This window comes from Streptococcus oralis (assembly GCF_023110055.1).
GTDB lineage: Bacteria > Bacillota > Bacilli > Lactobacillales > Streptococcaceae > Streptococcus > Streptococcus oralis_BY.
In genome coordinates this window covers 102,890-120,163 of sequence record NZ_JALDVG010000002.1, presented here as the reverse complement: position 1 = coordinate 120,163, position 17,274 = coordinate 102,890, and the positions used below count along the sequence as shown (strand labels likewise).

Here is a 17,274-nt window from a genome sequence, read left to right as displayed (position 1 = left end):
TAATATAACAAATATACTAAATTAATGAAAGAATTGCAATAGCAAAAAGCAAAAAAATAAATATAAATTAAAGAAAATCAGTTACTTTTTAAAGAAAAAACGCATCCTTTCAGGGCTCAAACTAAATAAAAGGATACGTTTTAAAAAGAAATTAAAGTATTTTTTGAAGAGACTCTTGGATGGTTTGGGGGTCTGTTTTGGAAGAGAAGCGCTCAAGGACTTGCCCATCTCGGCCAATGAGAAACTTAGCAAAATTCCATTCGATTCGTTTTCCTAGTGGACCAGCTTTCTGGTCTTTTAGCCAAACATAAAGAGGATCTGCTTCCTTGCCGTTGATCTTGACCTTGGCAAAGCGAGGGAAAGTTGTCTGATAGTGTAGGTTGCAGAAGCTATTGATTTCCTCTGCGCTGCCGGGTGCTTGTCCCATAAACTGATTGCAAGGGAAATCTAGGATTTCAAAGCCCTGATCTTGATAGCGCTCATAGAGTTCTTGAAGTCCCTGGTACTGGGGCGTTAAACCACATCCTGTAGCAGTGTTGACAATCAAGAGAACCTTGCCACGATAGCTCTCCAGGGGAGTTGCTTGGTTATTTTGGTTTAAAACGGAAAAATCATATACACTGGTCATGAGGGCCTCTTTTCTTTTTCTACATTGTAACAGTTTTTACTATTTTCGTCGAGTCGGATGAGAGAAGTTGTTGAAAAAATACACAATTGTACATAAATCAGGACAAAATGATGCTCCTTTTGTGAAACATGGTATAATAGGCCTATATAGCTAAATGAAGTAAACTTATCACAAGGGAATGGGAAAAAGGATGAAACAGTCATGTCAACAGTAAAAAGTGATCTAAATCTTGCGCAAACATATGCGACTCAGCTTAAAAATGCTTGTCAATCGTTAACAGCAATCGCTGCGGCTAGTCAAGATGACCTAACGACCCTTCAAGGGAATAACAAGGCTCATCAATGTCTGACAAAGGATCAAAATCTAGCTAGTCAGATAACAGCCGCTGTCACCCTAACTTCCGAACGACTTCACTCTGTAGCGAGTGATTTTGAAGCGCTAGATAAGGCTGCGGCCAATGGTTTTGGGAGTCATACATGAGCAAGTTAGATGAGTTGAAGAAAAGAGAGCGGGAACTCTTGTACCAGCTAGAAGACAATGGAAAAGAGAACTACCGCACCAAAGCACTGATAGAAACCTTTGAAGGATATGATAGAGCTAGCCACCGTTATCAAAGTGATTTGTGGGAGGCGGCCTATCAGAGCCGATATGCAGGGCAGTTGGAAGAAACGCTCCTGCAAAGAAACCAACTTAAAAACCAAATCTTTGAGGACCTCAGCTATCACATGGATGATTTGAAAAAAGAAAAATTCCGGTTAGAGGGAGACTTAGATGAGGTTTACTATGAAAGACGTAAGGAACTAGAAAGAGAGGAGGAGAAACGACATGGGCATTGATATGTACCTGGAACAATCACAACTACAAAGTTCGAGTGTAGCAACCATGTGCCAATCTCAGGTGGAGGCTTATCAAGACTTGCAATCAGCCATTCAAAAGTTTTCAGAGGATACAGAGAGTCTAAAGGGCGACGCTTATGATTCGGCTAGAAGTTTTTTTGCAAGTGTCCTACTGCCCTTGAGTAAAGGGGGACAACTCTATGCCGAAACCTTCTCTCAAGCTATCAAGAAATTGCCAGAAGACTACCAAACGATGGTCGACAGCAAGAGTTGGCGGGAGGATGATCTGCTTGATAAGATCCGCCAGGAAGAGCAGATGATCGCCTATCTAGATGAAGTCAACCAATCTCTTTCTAGCTTGACCATGGATAGTGAAGAAAAGGGAAGATTGAGACGTAGCAATGTGGAACTTATGCGAGGACATCATGCGAATAAACGCGTCTATGAAACGATTTTGAAAGACCTGCGTGCCTATGATAGCTACTCAGGAGGGTTTTTCGATGAACTAGACAGTATCGATGTGCAGTTGAGTCGTGGACTAGCTCAGATTGAAACGAGCTGGGATGCAAAAACAGGGGTCTTTAAAGTCCCATCTGACCTGACTTGGGCCAACTACCTGACTGCATATTCTGACACAAAGGATATGAAACTCAGTCGTCAAGAGAAGGCCTTTGTCCAGACCATGATGGCAGAATACGGCTTTGATGCAGAGACAGCCAAGCAGCTCCTGACCATCAAGCAAGGGATAGACAAGAAGTTCCCAACCTCTAGTCAAGAGTTCCGTGACTATATCTTTTTGCGAGTCGTCGGTGCAGCGTCTTACAACGAATCAAAGTGGGATGAGACTGCAGGCTATTTAAAAAATTATTTTTATGATGAGGTTGTTAGTAGTCCATCTACAGTTGAAAAAATGAGAGTAGAAAAACCACTTTTTGAAATTTTTAAAGAATTGGGATTGAAAGAAGAAAAGGCCAAAGAACTGTATTATAACCTTAGATTGCAACATGAGATGGCGGGTGGGAAAATTGATAATATAGAAAAAATAAAAGAAAACGAAATTGATTATAATAATGCCAAGTTTAAATACGAAAAAGTTTATGGTACTTCAGGTAACTTTGACCAATTTTGGGACAGTAAGTTAAAGGCCTACTCTAACAATGGAGCTGGCCATGCAGACTTTACCCATCAATCCATTACTATGGCTACTCATCTAAATCCTAGCAGTTTTCAGTTATCTGATATCTATGGCGGTAGAGAGCATGTCAAGGATCTTTCGGGATGGGAGGGAGACACGACCTTTAACGCTAATGATATGAAGCCAAGCATCGGCGAAGATGACTACAAGGCAGACCTAGACTCGGTCAACCTTATCGGTCGGATACAGAAGGGGCAATCCTATGACCAAGCTATATCTTCTTACTATGCTGACCTTCAAAAAGACTCCTCTCATAGAGAGAAAGAATTTTTGAAAAATAAGGATTGGAAAGAGGTCAAAGGCACAATCTATGCAGGGGTAGCGCCTGGGTATATACTGAGAAAGGGTGAGGCATCTATTAAAGAGTATATTGAGGAAAAATACCCAGAAGTATCCACATTTTTAAATCGTTTAGAGGCTGTGGCAGATTAGGAGGATGATGATGAAAAAAATATTCAGTTTAGTAGCGGTAGTCGTACTAATTATATTATCCTGTTTCTACTTTTTTATCCGTCAACCTAAAAACATTTTTGATGAGATTTACCAAGAAACTGAGAAAACCTATCGAACAAATAATATTTTAAGGCATATAGATGGCTTTGAAATTAGTCCAGGTTGGCCAAGTGATGGAGAGTATTCTAAATATTATCCGTTTGGAACCTATAATAAAGACCATACCCCAGAAGAGTATTTTGAAGTAGAAATTAGTTTTAATTTTGCTACAAAAACACAGTTAAGTTCAATCTCATTTGAAAAGCGAATCGGGCCAAACGTTAGAGTTCGCTTATGGAATAAATATATTCGTAAGGATCGTGTTTTGAAAAAATTTGTCAAAATAGGTTTGAAGAAAGCAGATACGGAAACTTATATCGAAGATGAGGCCCAAGTGAAATCCTACCTAGAGCAGTATGGTATCACTGCCAAGGATTTGGATTCTTACTACGACGAAATCGTAAATCAGAAAGTCCTGAAAGATTGGTGCTCCATTTATGACAGCAAGTATTCACCAAGCAACTATGGCGATGTCAAGATTGAAACCCAGTGGGAGAATTGGTGATAGCATGAAAAAAATCCTCGGTCTAGTAGTGTCTTTCGTACTAATTGTATTATCCTGTTTCTACTTTTTTACTAGACAACCTAAAAACATTTTTGATGAGATTTATCAGGAGACGGAGAAAACCTATCGGTCAAATAATATTTTAAGAAACATAGATGGCTTTGAAATTGATGATGTCTGGCCAAGTGATGGAGATTATTTTAAATATAGCCCTTTAGGGAAGTATAAGACTCTTCTGGAGGATTATCTTGAACTGAGAGTTGGATTTAATTTTGAGAAAGCGTATAGTAAACTGTTTGTTTCATTTGAGAGAAAAATAGCTGATGGTACGAAGCTATGGATGGTCAACAAATATAATCCAAATACTAAAACAATCACAAAGTCAATTCAGATTGTGATATCAGGAAATGAGGATAGTTATATCGAAGACGAAGCTCAGGTGAAATCCTACCTAGAGCAGTACGGTATCACTGCTAAGGATTTGGATTCTTACTACGACGAAATCGTCAACCAGAAAGTCTTGAAAGACTGGTGTTCGATTTATGACAGTAAGTACTCACCAAGCAACTATGGCGATGTCAAGATTGAAACCCAGTGGGAGAATTGGTGATAACATGAAGAAAATCTTAGGTTTAGTAGCTTTAGTCGCAATAATCGTATTATCCTGTTTTTACTTTTTTGTGCGTCAACCTAAAAACATTTTTGATGAAATTTACCAAGAAACAGCAAAAAATTATTTGGGACATTATAACTTCAAAGACTTAAAAAATGTGACAGTAAAAAATCGAAAGCTTTATGATTCGAATATGAATGAAACGGATAAGTATGAATCAATAATAACATACGATGATTCTTCTCTTGGAAGCGATGTGAAGAATTTAGAACTACGGTTTAATTTTGATGGTAGTAGTAAAGGTGTAAATATTTGGTTTGAAAGATATGCTAACTCAGGAGAAAAAATTAACTTTGTTATTCATTACGAATTTAATAAAAAAGTATTAGTTAAAAAAATTCTGATTTATGAAAATAGATCGGAAACTTATATCGAAGACGAAGAGCAAGTAAAATCCTATCTAGAGCAGTACGGTATCACTGCCAAGGATTTGGATTCTTACTATGAAGAAATCGTAAACCAAAAAGTCTTGAAGGACTGGTGTTCCATTTATGACAGTAAATACTCGCCAAGCAACTATGGCGATGTCAAGGTTGAAACCCAGTGGGAGAATTGGTGACGAGGGTCAGTAGATATTTTGGAAAATATCCTATGAATTGAAGTGGGAATCCCACCTAGAACGAACTAGGTGGGATTCTTTGCCTATAAAATGAGAAATTAGCGAATCTTGCTCTATTTTTTAACGTGTTCCGATAAAAAGGCGTAGGCCATGGTTCCAAAGATGGCACCAATTCCCAAACCTAAGACTAGTAAAGGGAGCGTTTTATCGAACTGGGAGAGATTGTCCCAAAAGGTATCGAGGGGAAGATGCTGAACAAAGAGTTTGTGAAAGGCTAATAAGACAAACAAGCCAATTGGAATGCTGATGAATACACCCCAACTACGAACGTTAATTTGACTTTTGCTGTAGCTTTTGTGATGGATTTCGGACGGGTCATCCTTGTCTAAATGTAAGTTGCGAACTGCTAGTCTCGCCCTAGATGAGAGGACGAAGATAAGTCCAAAATAGAGGTAGGGCATAGCATCTCGAACCAACTCTATGAAGCGTCCAAATAGGAGATAGAACAAGAAGAGTAGGAGGGAGGAGTAAACGATTTGGATCAAGGAACGCGCACAAGCCCTGTAGATCACCTCTTGGCGGCATTCATCAAAGGGGCCTTGTATGTGAAAGAATAGTTTGAGTAAGCGAGTGGTGAAATCTTCTTTTTTCATGGGAGTAATCTCCTAAATCAACTGTTTTTGATCTACTTCTTTAACTACTTGATAAAAGTTATAGAAGTAGGCCAAACTTGAAATGATGGTTACGGCTAGGAATATTGGTAATTTCCATTGGGTGGGGTTAGTTAAAAGCTGTGGCAAGGATATGAGGAGAAAGAAGAGCGCGGCGTTGAGGCTAGGTATCCGTTTTGATTGGATTTTTTCCAGTCCTTTATTGAGCGCAGGAAGAAAGAGGAGTAAGAGTATTAAAACTGTATGAGATATAGCTCCTGAAACAAGGGCGATGGTGAGGAAAATACTGATAAAAACATGACTGATCAGTAATCTTGCTAGTGATTTCATAAGGCACCTCCTAGTCGTCTTCTTGGTCTTTCTTTGCTTTTCGAATGCGAAGAGAGACGATAATTTGTATGGTCACTCCGAAGAAGAGGGTAGCTAGGATAGTTGATACAAAATGCCCTGTATTTAAAAGAGAACCAAGATAATCCTTGCTATCATCTGTGAGAGTATTAAGAAATGGTATTCCAAAGAACATACCTAGCCCATAGATCAGACCCGCTTTTAGACCCGGAAAATGTAGCTGTTTACTTTCTTTCTGACTCAGCATTTCGGGATCAATAGCTGTGATGCCCGTTTTCTTGGTTTGAGAGACCACATAGAGGGCAACCATCATCGAAATGCCAAACACCACGAGAGGATAGCCGATAGCGACAATTTGTGGGTATTTATAAGCAAGGACAAAGGGGATGAGGTTGCCAAATATCATGAGATAAAAGAGAACGATAAAGACCTGATTCCCGATACGATCGGCCTCGCGCCGTTTGTGTTCGTCAAGGGGGCCAGAAATGCCGTATGTGCGTTTGATGAGTTTGTCAGTGAGAGTTTCTTTTTTCATTTGTTTGCTCCTTTTTTAAAAATCGTCTTCCCAAAAGAGACTGTTGAGGTCAGTTTGGAGGCTGCGGGCGAGGTTGAGACAGAGTTCCAGGGTTGGATTGTACTTGTCGTTTTCAATCATGTTGATGGTCTGTCTCGAGACACCGATATCTTTGGCGAGCTCGAGCTGAGAAATGCCCAGTTCCTTGCGGAATTCTTTCACACGATTCATAGGGTCTCCTTTCTGATGTGTCGTATATATTTGACTATATTGTATTCTTTTGGAGATGAGATGTCAAGTATATATGACATATTTTTGAGAATTTTTTTCGAAGAAACTTAGCCTTGTCTGACAAGTGCAAGCTGGTCAGATTTGTGGTAAAATAGATAGGATATGACAAAAGAATTTCATCATGTAACGGTCTTGCTTCATGAAACGATTGATATGCTTGACGTAAAACCTGACGGTACCTACGTTGATGCGACCTTAGGCGGAGCAGGCCATAGCGAATATTTATTAAGTAAATTGAGCGAAAAAGGGCATCTCTATGCCTTTGACCAGGACCAGAATGCCATTGACAATGCGCAAAAAAGGTTGGCACCCTATATCGAAAAGGGGATGGTAACCTTTATCAAGGATAACTTCCGTCATTTGCAGGCACGTTTGCAGGAGGCTGGTGTCCAGGAAATTGATGGAATTTGTTATGACTTGGGAGTGTCCAGTCCTCAGCTGGATCAGCGTGAGCGTGGCTTTTCTTATAAAAAGGATGCGCCACTGGATATGCGGATGAATCAGGAAGCTAGTCTGACGGCCTATGAGGTGGTCAATCATTATGACTATCATGACTTGGTTCGGATCTTTTTCAAGTATGGTGAGGATAAGTTTTCTAAACAGATTGCTCGTAAGATTGAGCAAGCGCGTGAGGTGAAACCAATTGAGACGACGACGGAGTTGGCAGAGATTATCAAGTCTGCCAAGCCTGCCAAGGAACTCAAGAAAAAGGGGCACCCTGCCAAGCAGATTTTCCAGGCTATCCGAATCGAAGTCAATGATGAGCTGGGTGCAGCAGATGAATCCATCCAGCAGGCTATGGACATGCTGGCTCTAGATGGGAGAATCTCGGTCATTACCTTCCATTCGCTGGAAGACCGCTTGACCAAGCAACTATTTAAAGAAGCTTCAACAGTGGAAGTTCCCAAAGGCTTGCCCTTCATTCCAGATGACCTTAAGCCCAAGATGGAATTGGTATCCCGCAAGCCAATCTTGCCAAGTGCTGAAGAGCTAGAAGCCAACAACCGTTCGCATTCAGCTAAGTTGCGCGTGGCTAGAAAAATTCACAAGTAAGAGGAAAAACATGGCAGAAAGAATCGAAAAAACAAGCCAGTTATTGCAAACGAAGTTTAAAGGTTTTTCACGTGTGGAAAAGGCCTTCTATGTTTCGATTGCTGCAACAATGATTATCCTGGCAATTAGCGTTGTGTTTATGCAGACCAAGCTATTACAAGTTCAGAATGAATTAACTAAGGTCAATGCTCAAATCGAAGAAAAGAAAACAGAGCTAGACGATGCCAAGCAAGAGGTCAATGAATTGATTCGTTCAGAACGTTTGAAAGAGATTGCAAACTCTAAGGATTTGCAGTTGAATAACGAAAATATCCGAGCAGCGGAGTAAGAAATGAAACAGTGGAAAGAAAAAATCATCCGTTATGCCGTTCGTAACCGTAAATCTCCAGAAGAAAACCGCCGAAGAGTAGGGAAAAGCCTGAGTTTATTGGCTGTCATACTCTTCGCTGTCTTTTTGGTCAACTTTGCGGTCATTATCGGAACGGGTAAAAAATTTGGTAAGGACTTGGTTCAAGAAGCAAACAAGGTCCATCAAACAACCAAGACGATTCCTGCAAAACGGGGAACCATCTACGATCGTAATGGAACGCCTATTGCTGAGGATGCGACTTCGTATAATATCTATGCCGTTATTGACAAGACCTACAAGTCAGCAACAGGCAAAATTCTCTATGTAGAGGATTCTCAATTTAATAAGGTAGCTGAGATTTTCCATAAATACCTAGATATGGAAGAGTCTTATGTCAAAGAACAGCTTTCTCAACCAGATCTAAAACAGGTATCCTTTGGTACCAAGGGAAATGGGATCACCTATGCCAATATGATGGCTATTAAAAATGACCTAAAAACTGCTGGCGTTGAGGGGATTGACTTTACAACTAGCCCTAACCGCAGTTATCCCAATGGACAGTTTGCTTCTTCCTTTATCGGTTTAGCGCAACTCCATGAAAATGAGGATGGCACCAAACGTTTGATTGGGACATCTGGATTGGAGAGTTCTTTAAATAACATTCTGGCGGGTACAGATGGGATCATCACCTATGAGAAAGATCGTCTGGGAAATATTGTTCCGGGTACAGATCAGGCTTCCCAACAAACGGTAGATGGAAAAGATGTCTACACAACCCTTTCTAGTCCCTTGCAATCCTTTATGGAAACCCAGATGGATGCCTTTCAGGAAAAGGTAAAAGGCAAGTACATGACGGCGACCTTGGTCAGTGCCAAAACAGGGGAAATTCTCGCAACAACGCAACGACCAACCTTTGATGCCGATACTAAGGAAGGAATCACTAAGGACTTTGTTTGGCGTGATATTCTTTATCAAAGTAACTATGAACCAGGATCAGCCATGAAGGTCATGACGTTAGCTTCTTCTATTGATAACAATACCTTCCCAGGTGGAGAATACTTCAATAGCAGTGAATTAAAAATAGCGGATGCGACGATTCGAGATTGGGATGTTAATGATGGTTTGACTACTGGTGGGATGATGACTTTCTCACAAGGTTTCGCTCACTCCAGTAATGTTGGAATGAGTCTACTTGAACAAAAAATGGGAGATGCTACTTGGTTGGATTATCTCAATCGCTTTAAGTTTGGGGTGCCGACGCGTTTTGGTCTGACTGATGAGTATTCAGGTCAATTGCCTGCAGATAATATTGTTAATATTGCCATGAGTGCATTTGGTCAGGGGATTTCTGTAACGCAGACCCAGATGCTACGTGCTTTTACAGCCATTGCCAACGATGGGGTTATGTTGGAGCCAAAATTTATCAGCGCCCTCTATGACCCAAATGACCAGTCTGTCCGTAAGTCTCAAAAGGAAATCGTCGGAAATCCTGTATCAAAAGCGGCAGCATCCTCTACTCGGGATCACATGGTCATGGTCGGAACAGATCCTGTCTATGGTACCATGTACAACCATAGCACAGGAAAGCCTAATGTCAATGTTCCAGGTCAGAATGTTGCCCTCAAATCAGGAACTGCTCAGATTGCTGATGAGAAGAATGGGGGCTACCTAACAGGTGAAACCAACTATATCTTCTCCGTTGTGTCGATGCATCCTGCTGAGAATCCTGACTTTATTCTCTATGTAACGGTGCAACAGCCAGAGCATTATTCAGGTGTTCAGCTGGGAGAGTTTGCCAACCCAATCCTTGAGCGAGCTTCTGCCATGAAAGAATCCCTCAATCTTCAGTCAACTGCCAAGAACTTGGATCAGGTCAGCAAGACGACAAGCTATGCTATGCCGGCTACCAAAGACTTTACTCCGGGTGACCTAGCAGAAGAATTGCGCCGAAACCTGGTCCAACCAATTGTTATCGGAACAGGAACCAAGATCAAGGAACTCTCGGTTTCTGAAGGAGATAATTTGGAAGCCAATCAGCAGATCTTGATCCTGTCAGATAAGGTCGAAGAAATGCCTGATATGTACGGCTGGACAGATGAAAATGTGCAAACATTTGCTAAATGGCTGAATATAGAAGTCGAGTGGGAAGGTAGTGGCAAAACGGTCAAGAAACAAAGTGTCCGTGCCAATACAGCCCTCAAAGACATTAAAAAAATGAAAGTAACTTTAGGAGATTAAGATGATTAGTTCCATTAGTGCTGGAATTCTAGCCTTTCTATTGACCTTGATTGGCATTCCAGCCTTTATCCGATTTTATCGAAAAGCGCAGATTACAGGTCAGCAGATGCACGAGGATGTCAAGCAACACCAAGCTAAAGCTGGGACTCCAACCATGGGGGGTCTTGTTTTCCTGATCGTTGCAGTTGTTGTGAGCTTCCTTGTCGCTCTCTTTACCCAACAATTGACCAACAATGTAGGCATGATTTTGTTTATCTTGGTTTTGTATGGTTTGGTAGGTTTTTTGGATGATTTCCTCAAGGTCTTTCGTAAGATTAACGAAGGCTTAAATCCCAAGCAAAAACTTGCTCTCCAGCTCCTTGGAGGAGTGATTTTCTACCTCTTTTATGAGCGTGGTGGCGATATGCTTTCAGTCTTTGGCTACCAAGTTCATCTGGGAATTTTCTATATCTTCTTTGCCCTTTTCTGGCTAGTTGGCTTTTCAAATGCGGTGAATCTGACTGACGGGATCGACGGCTTAGCAAGTATTTCCGTAGTGATTAGCCTGTCTGCCTACGGTGTGATTGCTTATATGCAAAATCAACTGGATATTCTTCTTGTGATTCTTGCTATGATTGGTGGTTTGTTAGGCTTCTTCGTCTTTAACCATAAGCCTGCTAAGGTCTTTATGGGTGATGTTGGAAGTTTGGCTCTAGGTGGGATGCTGGCAGCAATCTCTATGGCCCTCCATCAAGAATGGACCCTTTTACTGATTGGGATTATCTATGTCTTTGAGACAAGCTCTGTTATGATGCAGGTTACCTACTTCAAACTTAGTGGCGGAAAGCGTATTTTCCGTATGACACCTGTACATCATCATTTTGAGCTTGGAGGATTCTCAGGCAAGGGCAATCCTTGGAGTGAGTGGAAGGTTGATTTCTTCTTTTGGGGAGTTGGGCTTCTAGCAAGTCTCTTGACTTTAGCCTTTTTATACCTACTGTAAAACTAACTTTTGATGACAAAATAAAACAGGATGAAGGGAATCTTCATCCTGTTTTTGTGTGCTTAAAGGTTAGTTGGAGTCATCCTTTCTTCCTTTTAACATAAAAGTGGCTGTAAGGGCTAGGCTGAGTCCTGCTATGAAGAGGAGTGGGTTGGACGCTTCTCCTGTTGCTGGAAGTTCTTCTTTAGGAGAATGATTTCCAGCTTTCGCAAGGATCGGACTAGCTGGAAATTGTTCAGTCTCGTGTGCCAAGGTTTCTTCATCTGAAGCACTTGGTTTTTCCTCTGTGTTAGAGCTTGTTCCAGTAGCTTGATAGACGACAGCATAGGTACTGAAATGATTAGTGATGAATTCTACCTTTCCGTCTCGAACGGTGAAATCAAGGGCTTGCAACTCCTTGGTCGGAGTAATATAGTAGACCTTTTCTACGTTAGCTGAAATAGGCAAGCGAACCAAGACAGAGCCTTTTGGCTGTACGCTATGATCTGTTGGATTTTTAAGTTGTAGGTCGTAAGCATCATAGGTCTTGCCAAAGAGTTCTTGAGCTAGGACACGTCGGCTAGAGATATGAGAAATTCCTTCTAAGTCAGTGACTCCACCAATGATTTCCACTCCAGTTTCCTTATCTTTCAAGACTTGAACTGGATAGTCAGGAAGGCTATGGGTCGGAGCGACCTGATCTCCACTGGTTCCGATAGGTTTGGTGTATTCAGGTTTTTCAACAGTAGGAGCTTCCTCTTGTCCTGCCGTTCCGATAGGGTCAGTGTATTCAGGCTTTTCTACAGTAGGAGACTCTTCTTGCCCCGCCGTTCCGATAGGTTCGGTGTATTCAGGCATTTCTACAGTGGGTGGCACTTCTTGCCCTGCAGTCCCGATAGGTTTAGTGTATTCAGGAATTGTCACTGTAGGTGGTTCCTCTTGCCCTGCCGTTCCGATAGGATCGGTGTATTCCGGAATTTCAACAGTAGGAGCTGGTTCGTCCCCCTTGCTTGTAGTTGGCTGACTCTCGTCAACCTTTTTCTCATCCTTTTTAGTAAAGACGGCTACGATAGGGCTGCTTGTGGTATTTCCTTGAATGGTATAAGCTTCAATGGCATTTCCAGCTTTGCGATCGGTTTCTTCAGGGATTGGGATTTGAACTTGATTGTCTTGGATTGATAGGATAGTCTGATCTCCACTTGTAACTAGATGTGTTTCATCCACCTTACGCAAAACTAGAGGATCTTTGACACCTGGGAAGGTCACTGCGATGGCTTCCCAATCTCCAGCTGGTAGGCTTAAGGAAATGGTTTTGTCATTTTCCTTAAGAGGTGCGATACTTGGGCTATCTAAACCAACAGCTGGAGCTTTGATGATATCAAAGGAGTCTAGAGAGATTTTCTTGCGACCTTCTGGCGAATCTGGATCAACTTGTAATGTCAGGGTATGCGGACCGTCAGTGAGATTTGTAAATTCGCCAATAAAAGCTCTCTTTTCAGTTGCACCTGAAGTGTAGAAGTCTAGACTTGGCATTTCTTTGCCATCTAGTGTAACACGTGCTCGTCCAAGGGCAAGGCTCTTCAAACCATAAATACGAATGCCCGTCCCTGTAAAGGAAATAGTTGCCTGAGCTTCTGAAGCTGCACTAGAGTCGCTGTTGTTGATGTCAGCGTATTTTTCCGTACCACCGTAGAGTTCAGGATCAGACCAGTCCTTAAACTGGGAACCATACTGGATGCGCGAATCACGATCATCCATTTTTTCAATCGTGTTGCCTGCTCCTGCTAGGATCTTGAAGTAGTCTAATGAAATTTTCGAACGCTCACTACCACGTCCTTTGTGCTCACGTTTAACACGAAGAGTCAATGTGTGAGGTCTGTCAGATAATCCTGCGAAGCGACCGATGAGACTACCTTTTTCAGTTGCCCCAGCAGTATGGAAATCAAGTTCGCCGACCTCTTTGCCATCAATTTTAGCAGTGGCAAGACCTAGTTCAGATGATTTCAGTCCATAGATTTCGATACCAACACCAGTGAAAGGAATGGTGGCAGTGAGGTCTTCGTCTGTGTAGTCTCCTTTTGAAAGGTCAGCAAATTTCTCTGTTCCTCCAAATAATTCTGCGTCTGCCCAATTTCCAAAGGCAGCTCCGTACTGGATACGGCTATCTCGGTCGTCCATCAACTCGCTATAGGTTTCGACAGTGGCCTGTTCAGAAACTTGTGTGGCAAGCTCGCCCAGCATAGCCTTGACAGTATAGGTATAGGAATGTTGAGGATCTAGTGATCGGTCAATAAAGTGGGTTTGATTGGTTACAAATTCTCTGGTTGCAGAGGCTTGGCCAGACGCGTCTTTCACTTGTCTTTGGATGACATAGTGGGTAGCGCCTTCTACTTGGTTAAAGGTGAGTTCAGCAGTGACTCCATTTTGTCGAACGGCTGTCAGACTGGTTACACGACCAGGGAAGTGTTCAAAGGTAATGACGTCACCTTTTTGTGTTGCCAGTTGGATGCGATTGTTTTTGAGAATCGTTGCCTTGACTGGCTTGCCATTGACCTTGATCTGACTGGCTTCGATATTTGGATAGTCTACAATTAGGTCTCCACCGACATTTGAAAGGAAGGACAAGCTTTGCAGGTTTTTATCTTTCCACTTCATGCTGACTTCAAAGTTTCCTCGAGCAACCAAGCCAGAAACCTGACCGTCTTTCCAAGCATCAGGAAGAGCTGGTAAGGGTGCAATATAGCCTGTATGAGATTGGAGAAGCATTTCTGCCATCCCACTGGTTGCCCCAAAGTTGCCGTCGATTTGGAAAGGCGCGTGGGTATCCCAAAGGTTTTCTAGGGTTGAATACTTGAGTTGTTCAGCGAGCAAGCGATGGGCACGGTTACCGTCCAGCAGACGAGCCCAGAGGTTGATTTTATTGGCCTTAGACCAACCAGTACCACCATCTCCACGGTGGTTCAAGGTAGCACGCGCAGCCTCTAGGTATTCAGCCTGGTCCTTGCTAAAGAGCGTACCTGGGAAGAGACCAACTAGATGGGAAACGTGGCGGTGGTGATTTTCAATCCCTTCATTGGTGAATTGGGGACTGTCCTCCTCGTACCATTCCTTGATACGGCCCTCTTTGTTGATGTGCAGCGGTTTGAGTTTGTCAAATTTAGCCTTTACCTCTGTGACTAAGTCTTTGTCGACATTCAGATGGTTGGCGACTTCCATGTAGTCGTGGAATAGCTGCCAGACTAGCGATTGGTCAAAGGTATTTCCGATGGTGATGGTCCCGTGTTCTGGTGAGTAGGATGGAGAAGACACCCAACGGTCACTGGCCTTGTCATAGTGCAAGAAGGAATTCCAGAACTTAGCTGTTTCCTTGAGCATTGGGTAAATCTTTTCTTTGAGATAGGTCTCATCCTTGGTGAATTTATAATAGTCATAGACATTCTGCATCATCCAAGCGTTGGCTGCTGGAGACCAACCCCAATAGTAATTCCAGCCTGGAGTAGTCCAGCCAAATGGTGTTGCTTGGGTGTGGACCAGCCAGCCATTTTCTTGTCCATCTTTGGATGCGATACCAGCGTATTCCTTAGCAGCGATACGGCCATAGTAACGCATATCGTCAATGTAATTGATCATTGGCTTGGCTGTTTCAGCCAGGTTGCTCATGTAGGCGGGCCAATAGTTCATTTGCAAATTGACATTGAGGTGGTAGTCAGCGTTCCAAGGTGGATTGTCTACGGCATTCCAGACTCCTTGGAGGTTGGCAGGAAGGGCATCTGTCCGATTACGCGACGAACTGATGAGTAGATATCGGCCGTATTGGAAGAAGAGTTCTTCCAATTTTTGCCCTTTTTCTGGGTTATAGCCTTGAAGGGCCTCTTTAGTCGTTTGAGTAGTCTTGGTTCCGCCTAGATTTAGTTTGACGCGGTTAAAGAGACTTTGATAGTCCTTGATATGGGCCTTTTTCAGTGTCTCGTAGTCTTTGGCCTTAGCTGCTTCGACAATACCTTTAACTGTTTTTTCGAGGTTAATGTCTTTTCGATAGTTGGTTTTTGGATTCTGAGCAAAGTTAGTCTTGGCACTGAGATAGAGGGTCGCATAACTTGCGCCTGTAACGGTCAGAGTTTCGTCCTGAACAGTCACCTTTCCGTCCGTTTTAATTCCTAGATAGGATGCAAATTGGAGGCCGTTATCTTTGACAGTTCCCTTTAGAAGGATTCCGTTTGCATCTGTAGTGACATGACCATTCTTATAGTTGGAATATTCCCAAGAGTAGTTGCCATTAGCAAGCAAGTCTTCTGTCAAGCTGTTCCAAAGGGTAAAGTCAAGTGTCTTGTTTCCTTTTTTGGTCAAGTGGGTTACAGTGACATCATCAGGATAACTGGAGAAGGTTTCGCGTTTGAAGGTCGTCCCATCTTGGGTGTAAGAAGTGGTCGTAGTGGCTTCGGTGATGTCTAGATTACGATGATAATCAGTTACAGTATCTAGTCCTTTCTTCTGGTTATTAAAGACCATGAAGATATCTCCAAAGGCTAGGTAACGTCCATACTGGGCGTTGTTTGGTCCAACTAGATTTTGTTCAGCTAGCTGTTTTGCTTTTTGGCGGTCACCAGCTTCGAGGGCTTTACGTATCTCTGCTAAGACCTTGTAGCGATCCTTGTAGTTTCCTCCGTTATAGTCGGTGCTATCAGGTTGTGGTCCTCCTGACCAGAGGGTCTTTTCGTTGTACTGGATTCTCTCTTCCCCAATGAGTCCGAAAACCTTGGCTCCCATTTCTCCATTTCCGACAGGAAGGGCTTGTTTTTCCCATCCATCATAGGAGGGAGCTGTTGGTTGATCGTAGTTGAGTTGATAGTTTTCTTGCTTTGTCACCGGCTGATCTGCTTTTTCAGGTTCCTTATTTTCTTTGGCTTCAACAATGGCTTCTTCACTAGCTTGACTATTTGTCTTTTGAGTCTCGTTAGCTGGCTTGCTTTCGGAAACTACTGGACTTTCGGCTAGAGACGGATTTGTAGTTTCAGTCGCTTCAGCTGCTTTGGGTTCACTATCAGGCTTAGTGATAGCTTCGACAGAGGTTGGTTCAGTTTGCTTGACCTCAACACTGTCTGCAGCTACAGTATGGTTGACTAGAAAAATAGCCCCCAGCAAAACAGAAGCAGTCCCAACCGTCAGCTTGCGGATGCTATAGCGACAGGATTTCTCCCAAAAGTGTTTTTTCATAAAACCCTCCTTTGTTTATTCGAAACCGCTTACATTTTATGAAGCAGTCCCGTTTAATTTGTTTCTATTTATCTCCTCACTTCCCATTCTAATGGTCGTTTAGCATTTGTCAAGAGCTTTTTAGCAAGATACATATTTGCTGTTGTTTTTTCTTAAAATAGTAGAAGAAAGAGAGGAAAGGGTGGAATTATTCGTAATTTCATAGTTCAATCTGATTGTAAGACTAGCTTAGAATTGGCTTAACCCCCTCTTGAAAGCGTAAAACAAACTAGTCAGGAAAGTCACTTTATGGTATAATATAGAAGACTCAAAAAGAAACAGGAGAAAAAGAATGGATTTACTTTTAGCAATTATCTTGATTGTGCTAGCTTTTCTAGGAGGAGCTCTTGGAGGGATGTACTTGGTTCGTAAGCAAATTGAAAAAGAATTTGCGGACAACCCACGTTTGAATGCTGAGGCAGTTCGTGCTCTCTTGAGCGCAAATGGTCAAAAACCAAGCGAAGCCAAGGTACAACAAGTTTACCACCAAATCATCCGCCAACAAAAAGCAGCCCTTGCTAACAATAAAAAGAAATAAATAGGAAAAGTCTGGGATGAAAGTTCCAGACTTCTCACTATGTTCAATAGTTCTCAAGGATAAGACTTTTTCCTTGCATTCTATTGATATTTGATTATGATTAAAAGAGA

The 17,274-nt window shown here is 42.3% G+C and carries 17 protein-coding genes; 11 read left to right on the top strand and 6 right to left on the bottom strand.

Annotated elements, in window-relative coordinates; translation table 11 throughout:
- Positions 1–151 precede the first annotated feature (151 nt).
- The gene (locus M1G01_RS07890; protein ID WP_000205057.1) at positions 152–628 is read right to left on the bottom strand and encodes a glutathione peroxidase; all 477 of its coding nucleotides are present in this window, start codon (positions 626–628) and stop codon (positions 152–154) included.
- Positions 629–829: 201 nt separating this feature from the next.
- Here M1G01_RS07890 and M1G01_RS07885 point away from each other — a divergent pair, with 201 nt between their 5' ends.
- The 6 genes from M1G01_RS07885 to M1G01_RS07860 are packed head-to-tail and all read left to right on the top strand — an operon-like array spanning position 830 to position 4,948.
- Entirely contained in the window at positions 830–1,108 is a 279-nt protein-coding gene (locus M1G01_RS07885) for a TIGR04197 family type VII secretion effector (protein WP_000108757.1), read from the top strand.
- A complete protein-coding gene (locus tag M1G01_RS07880) occupies positions 1,105–1,464 on the top strand; it encodes a DUF3958 family protein (RefSeq protein WP_000039828.1) in 360 nt (119 codons plus the stop codon). The genes M1G01_RS07885 and M1G01_RS07880 overlap by 4 nt, the downstream gene beginning before the upstream one ends.
- Complete coding sequence (locus tag M1G01_RS07875; RefSeq protein WP_061587546.1) at positions 1,454–3,091, top strand: T7SS effector LXG polymorphic toxin; 1,638 nt, start codon at positions 1,454–1,456, stop codon at positions 3,089–3,091. The genes M1G01_RS07880 and M1G01_RS07875 overlap by 11 nt, the downstream gene beginning before the upstream one ends.
- A gap of 10 nt (positions 3,092–3,101) precedes the next feature.
- Positions 3,102–3,716, top strand: a complete 615-nt coding sequence (locus M1G01_RS07870) for a TipC family immunity protein (protein ID WP_247931544.1) — start codon at positions 3,102–3,104, stop codon at positions 3,714–3,716.
- A gap of 4 nt (positions 3,717–3,720) precedes the next feature.
- Positions 3,721–4,326, top strand: coding sequence for a TipC family immunity protein (locus tag M1G01_RS07865; RefSeq protein ID WP_247931603.1), 606 nt, complete (start codon positions 3,721–3,723; stop codon positions 4,324–4,326).
- Between the two features lie 4 nt (positions 4,327–4,330).
- Positions 4,331–4,948, top strand: a complete 618-nt coding sequence (locus tag M1G01_RS07860; RefSeq protein ID WP_000721850.1) for a TipC family immunity protein — start codon at positions 4,331–4,333, stop codon at positions 4,946–4,948.
- A gap of 113 nt (positions 4,949–5,061) precedes the next feature.
- On the opposite strand, the gene M1G01_RS07855 is transcribed toward M1G01_RS07860, so the two are convergent.
- The 4 genes from M1G01_RS07855 to M1G01_RS07840 are packed head-to-tail and all read right to left on the bottom strand — an operon-like array spanning position 5,062 to position 6,712.
- Entirely contained in the window at positions 5,062–5,601 is a 540-nt protein-coding gene (locus M1G01_RS07855; RefSeq protein ID WP_000711220.1) for a DUF3278 domain-containing protein, read from the bottom strand.
- Between the two features lie 12 nt (positions 5,602–5,613).
- A complete protein-coding gene (locus M1G01_RS07850) occupies positions 5,614–5,949 on the bottom strand; it encodes a hypothetical protein (protein WP_247931543.1) in 336 nt (111 codons plus the stop codon).
- 10 nt (positions 5,950–5,959) lie between these two features.
- Positions 5,960–6,502 carry a DUF3278 domain-containing protein gene (locus M1G01_RS07845; RefSeq protein WP_000712411.1) on the bottom strand — a complete coding sequence of 181 codons (543 nt, stop codon included), beginning with the start codon at positions 6,500–6,502 and terminating at the stop codon, positions 5,960–5,962.
- 15 nt (positions 6,503–6,517) lie between these two features.
- Complete coding sequence (locus tag M1G01_RS07840; protein WP_001082470.1) at positions 6,518–6,712, bottom strand: helix-turn-helix transcriptional regulator; 195 nt, start codon at positions 6,710–6,712, stop codon at positions 6,518–6,520.
- Between the two features lie 162 nt (positions 6,713–6,874).
- Between M1G01_RS07840 and rsmH the strand changes: the two genes are divergently transcribed.
- From rsmH to mraY, 4 genes are read left to right on the top strand one after another with little or no spacing between them, the layout of a single operon-like run.
- Positions 6,875–7,825 carry a 16S rRNA (cytosine(1402)-N(4))-methyltransferase RsmH gene (gene rsmH / locus M1G01_RS07835; RefSeq protein ID WP_000159431.1) on the top strand — a complete coding sequence of 317 codons (951 nt, stop codon included), beginning with the start codon at positions 6,875–6,877 and terminating at the stop codon, positions 7,823–7,825.
- A 10-nt stretch (positions 7,826–7,835) separates the two neighbouring features.
- On the top strand, positions 7,836–8,153 hold the full coding sequence (gene ftsL, locus M1G01_RS07830; protein ID WP_000840795.1) for a cell division protein FtsL: 318 nt from the start codon (positions 7,836–7,838) through the stop codon (positions 8,151–8,153).
- Positions 8,154–8,156: 3 nt separating this feature from the next.
- Positions 8,157–10,412 (top strand): penicillin-binding protein PBP2X, encoded by a 2,256-nt coding sequence (pbp2x, locus tag M1G01_RS07825; RefSeq protein WP_000816035.1) that lies wholly within the window; start codon positions 8,157–8,159, stop codon positions 10,410–10,412.
- 1 nt (position 10,413) lies between these two features.
- On the top strand, positions 10,414–11,394 hold the full coding sequence (mraY, locus tag M1G01_RS07820; RefSeq protein ID WP_049505153.1) for a phospho-N-acetylmuramoyl-pentapeptide-transferase: 981 nt from the start codon (positions 10,414–10,416) through the stop codon (positions 11,392–11,394).
- Positions 11,395–11,463: 69 nt separating this feature from the next.
- Here the strand turns inward: mraY and M1G01_RS07815 are convergent, their stop codons facing one another.
- Entirely contained in the window at positions 11,464–16,587 is a 5,124-nt protein-coding gene (locus M1G01_RS07815) for an SIALI-17 repeat-containing surface protein (protein ID WP_247931542.1), read from the bottom strand.
- A 331-nt stretch (positions 16,588–16,918) separates the two neighbouring features.
- Here M1G01_RS07815 and M1G01_RS07810 point away from each other — a divergent pair, with 331 nt between their 5' ends.
- Positions 16,919–17,164, top strand: a complete 246-nt coding sequence (locus M1G01_RS07810; protein WP_000364980.1) for a YneF family protein — start codon at positions 16,919–16,921, stop codon at positions 17,162–17,164.
- Positions 17,165–17,274 lie beyond the last annotated feature (110 nt).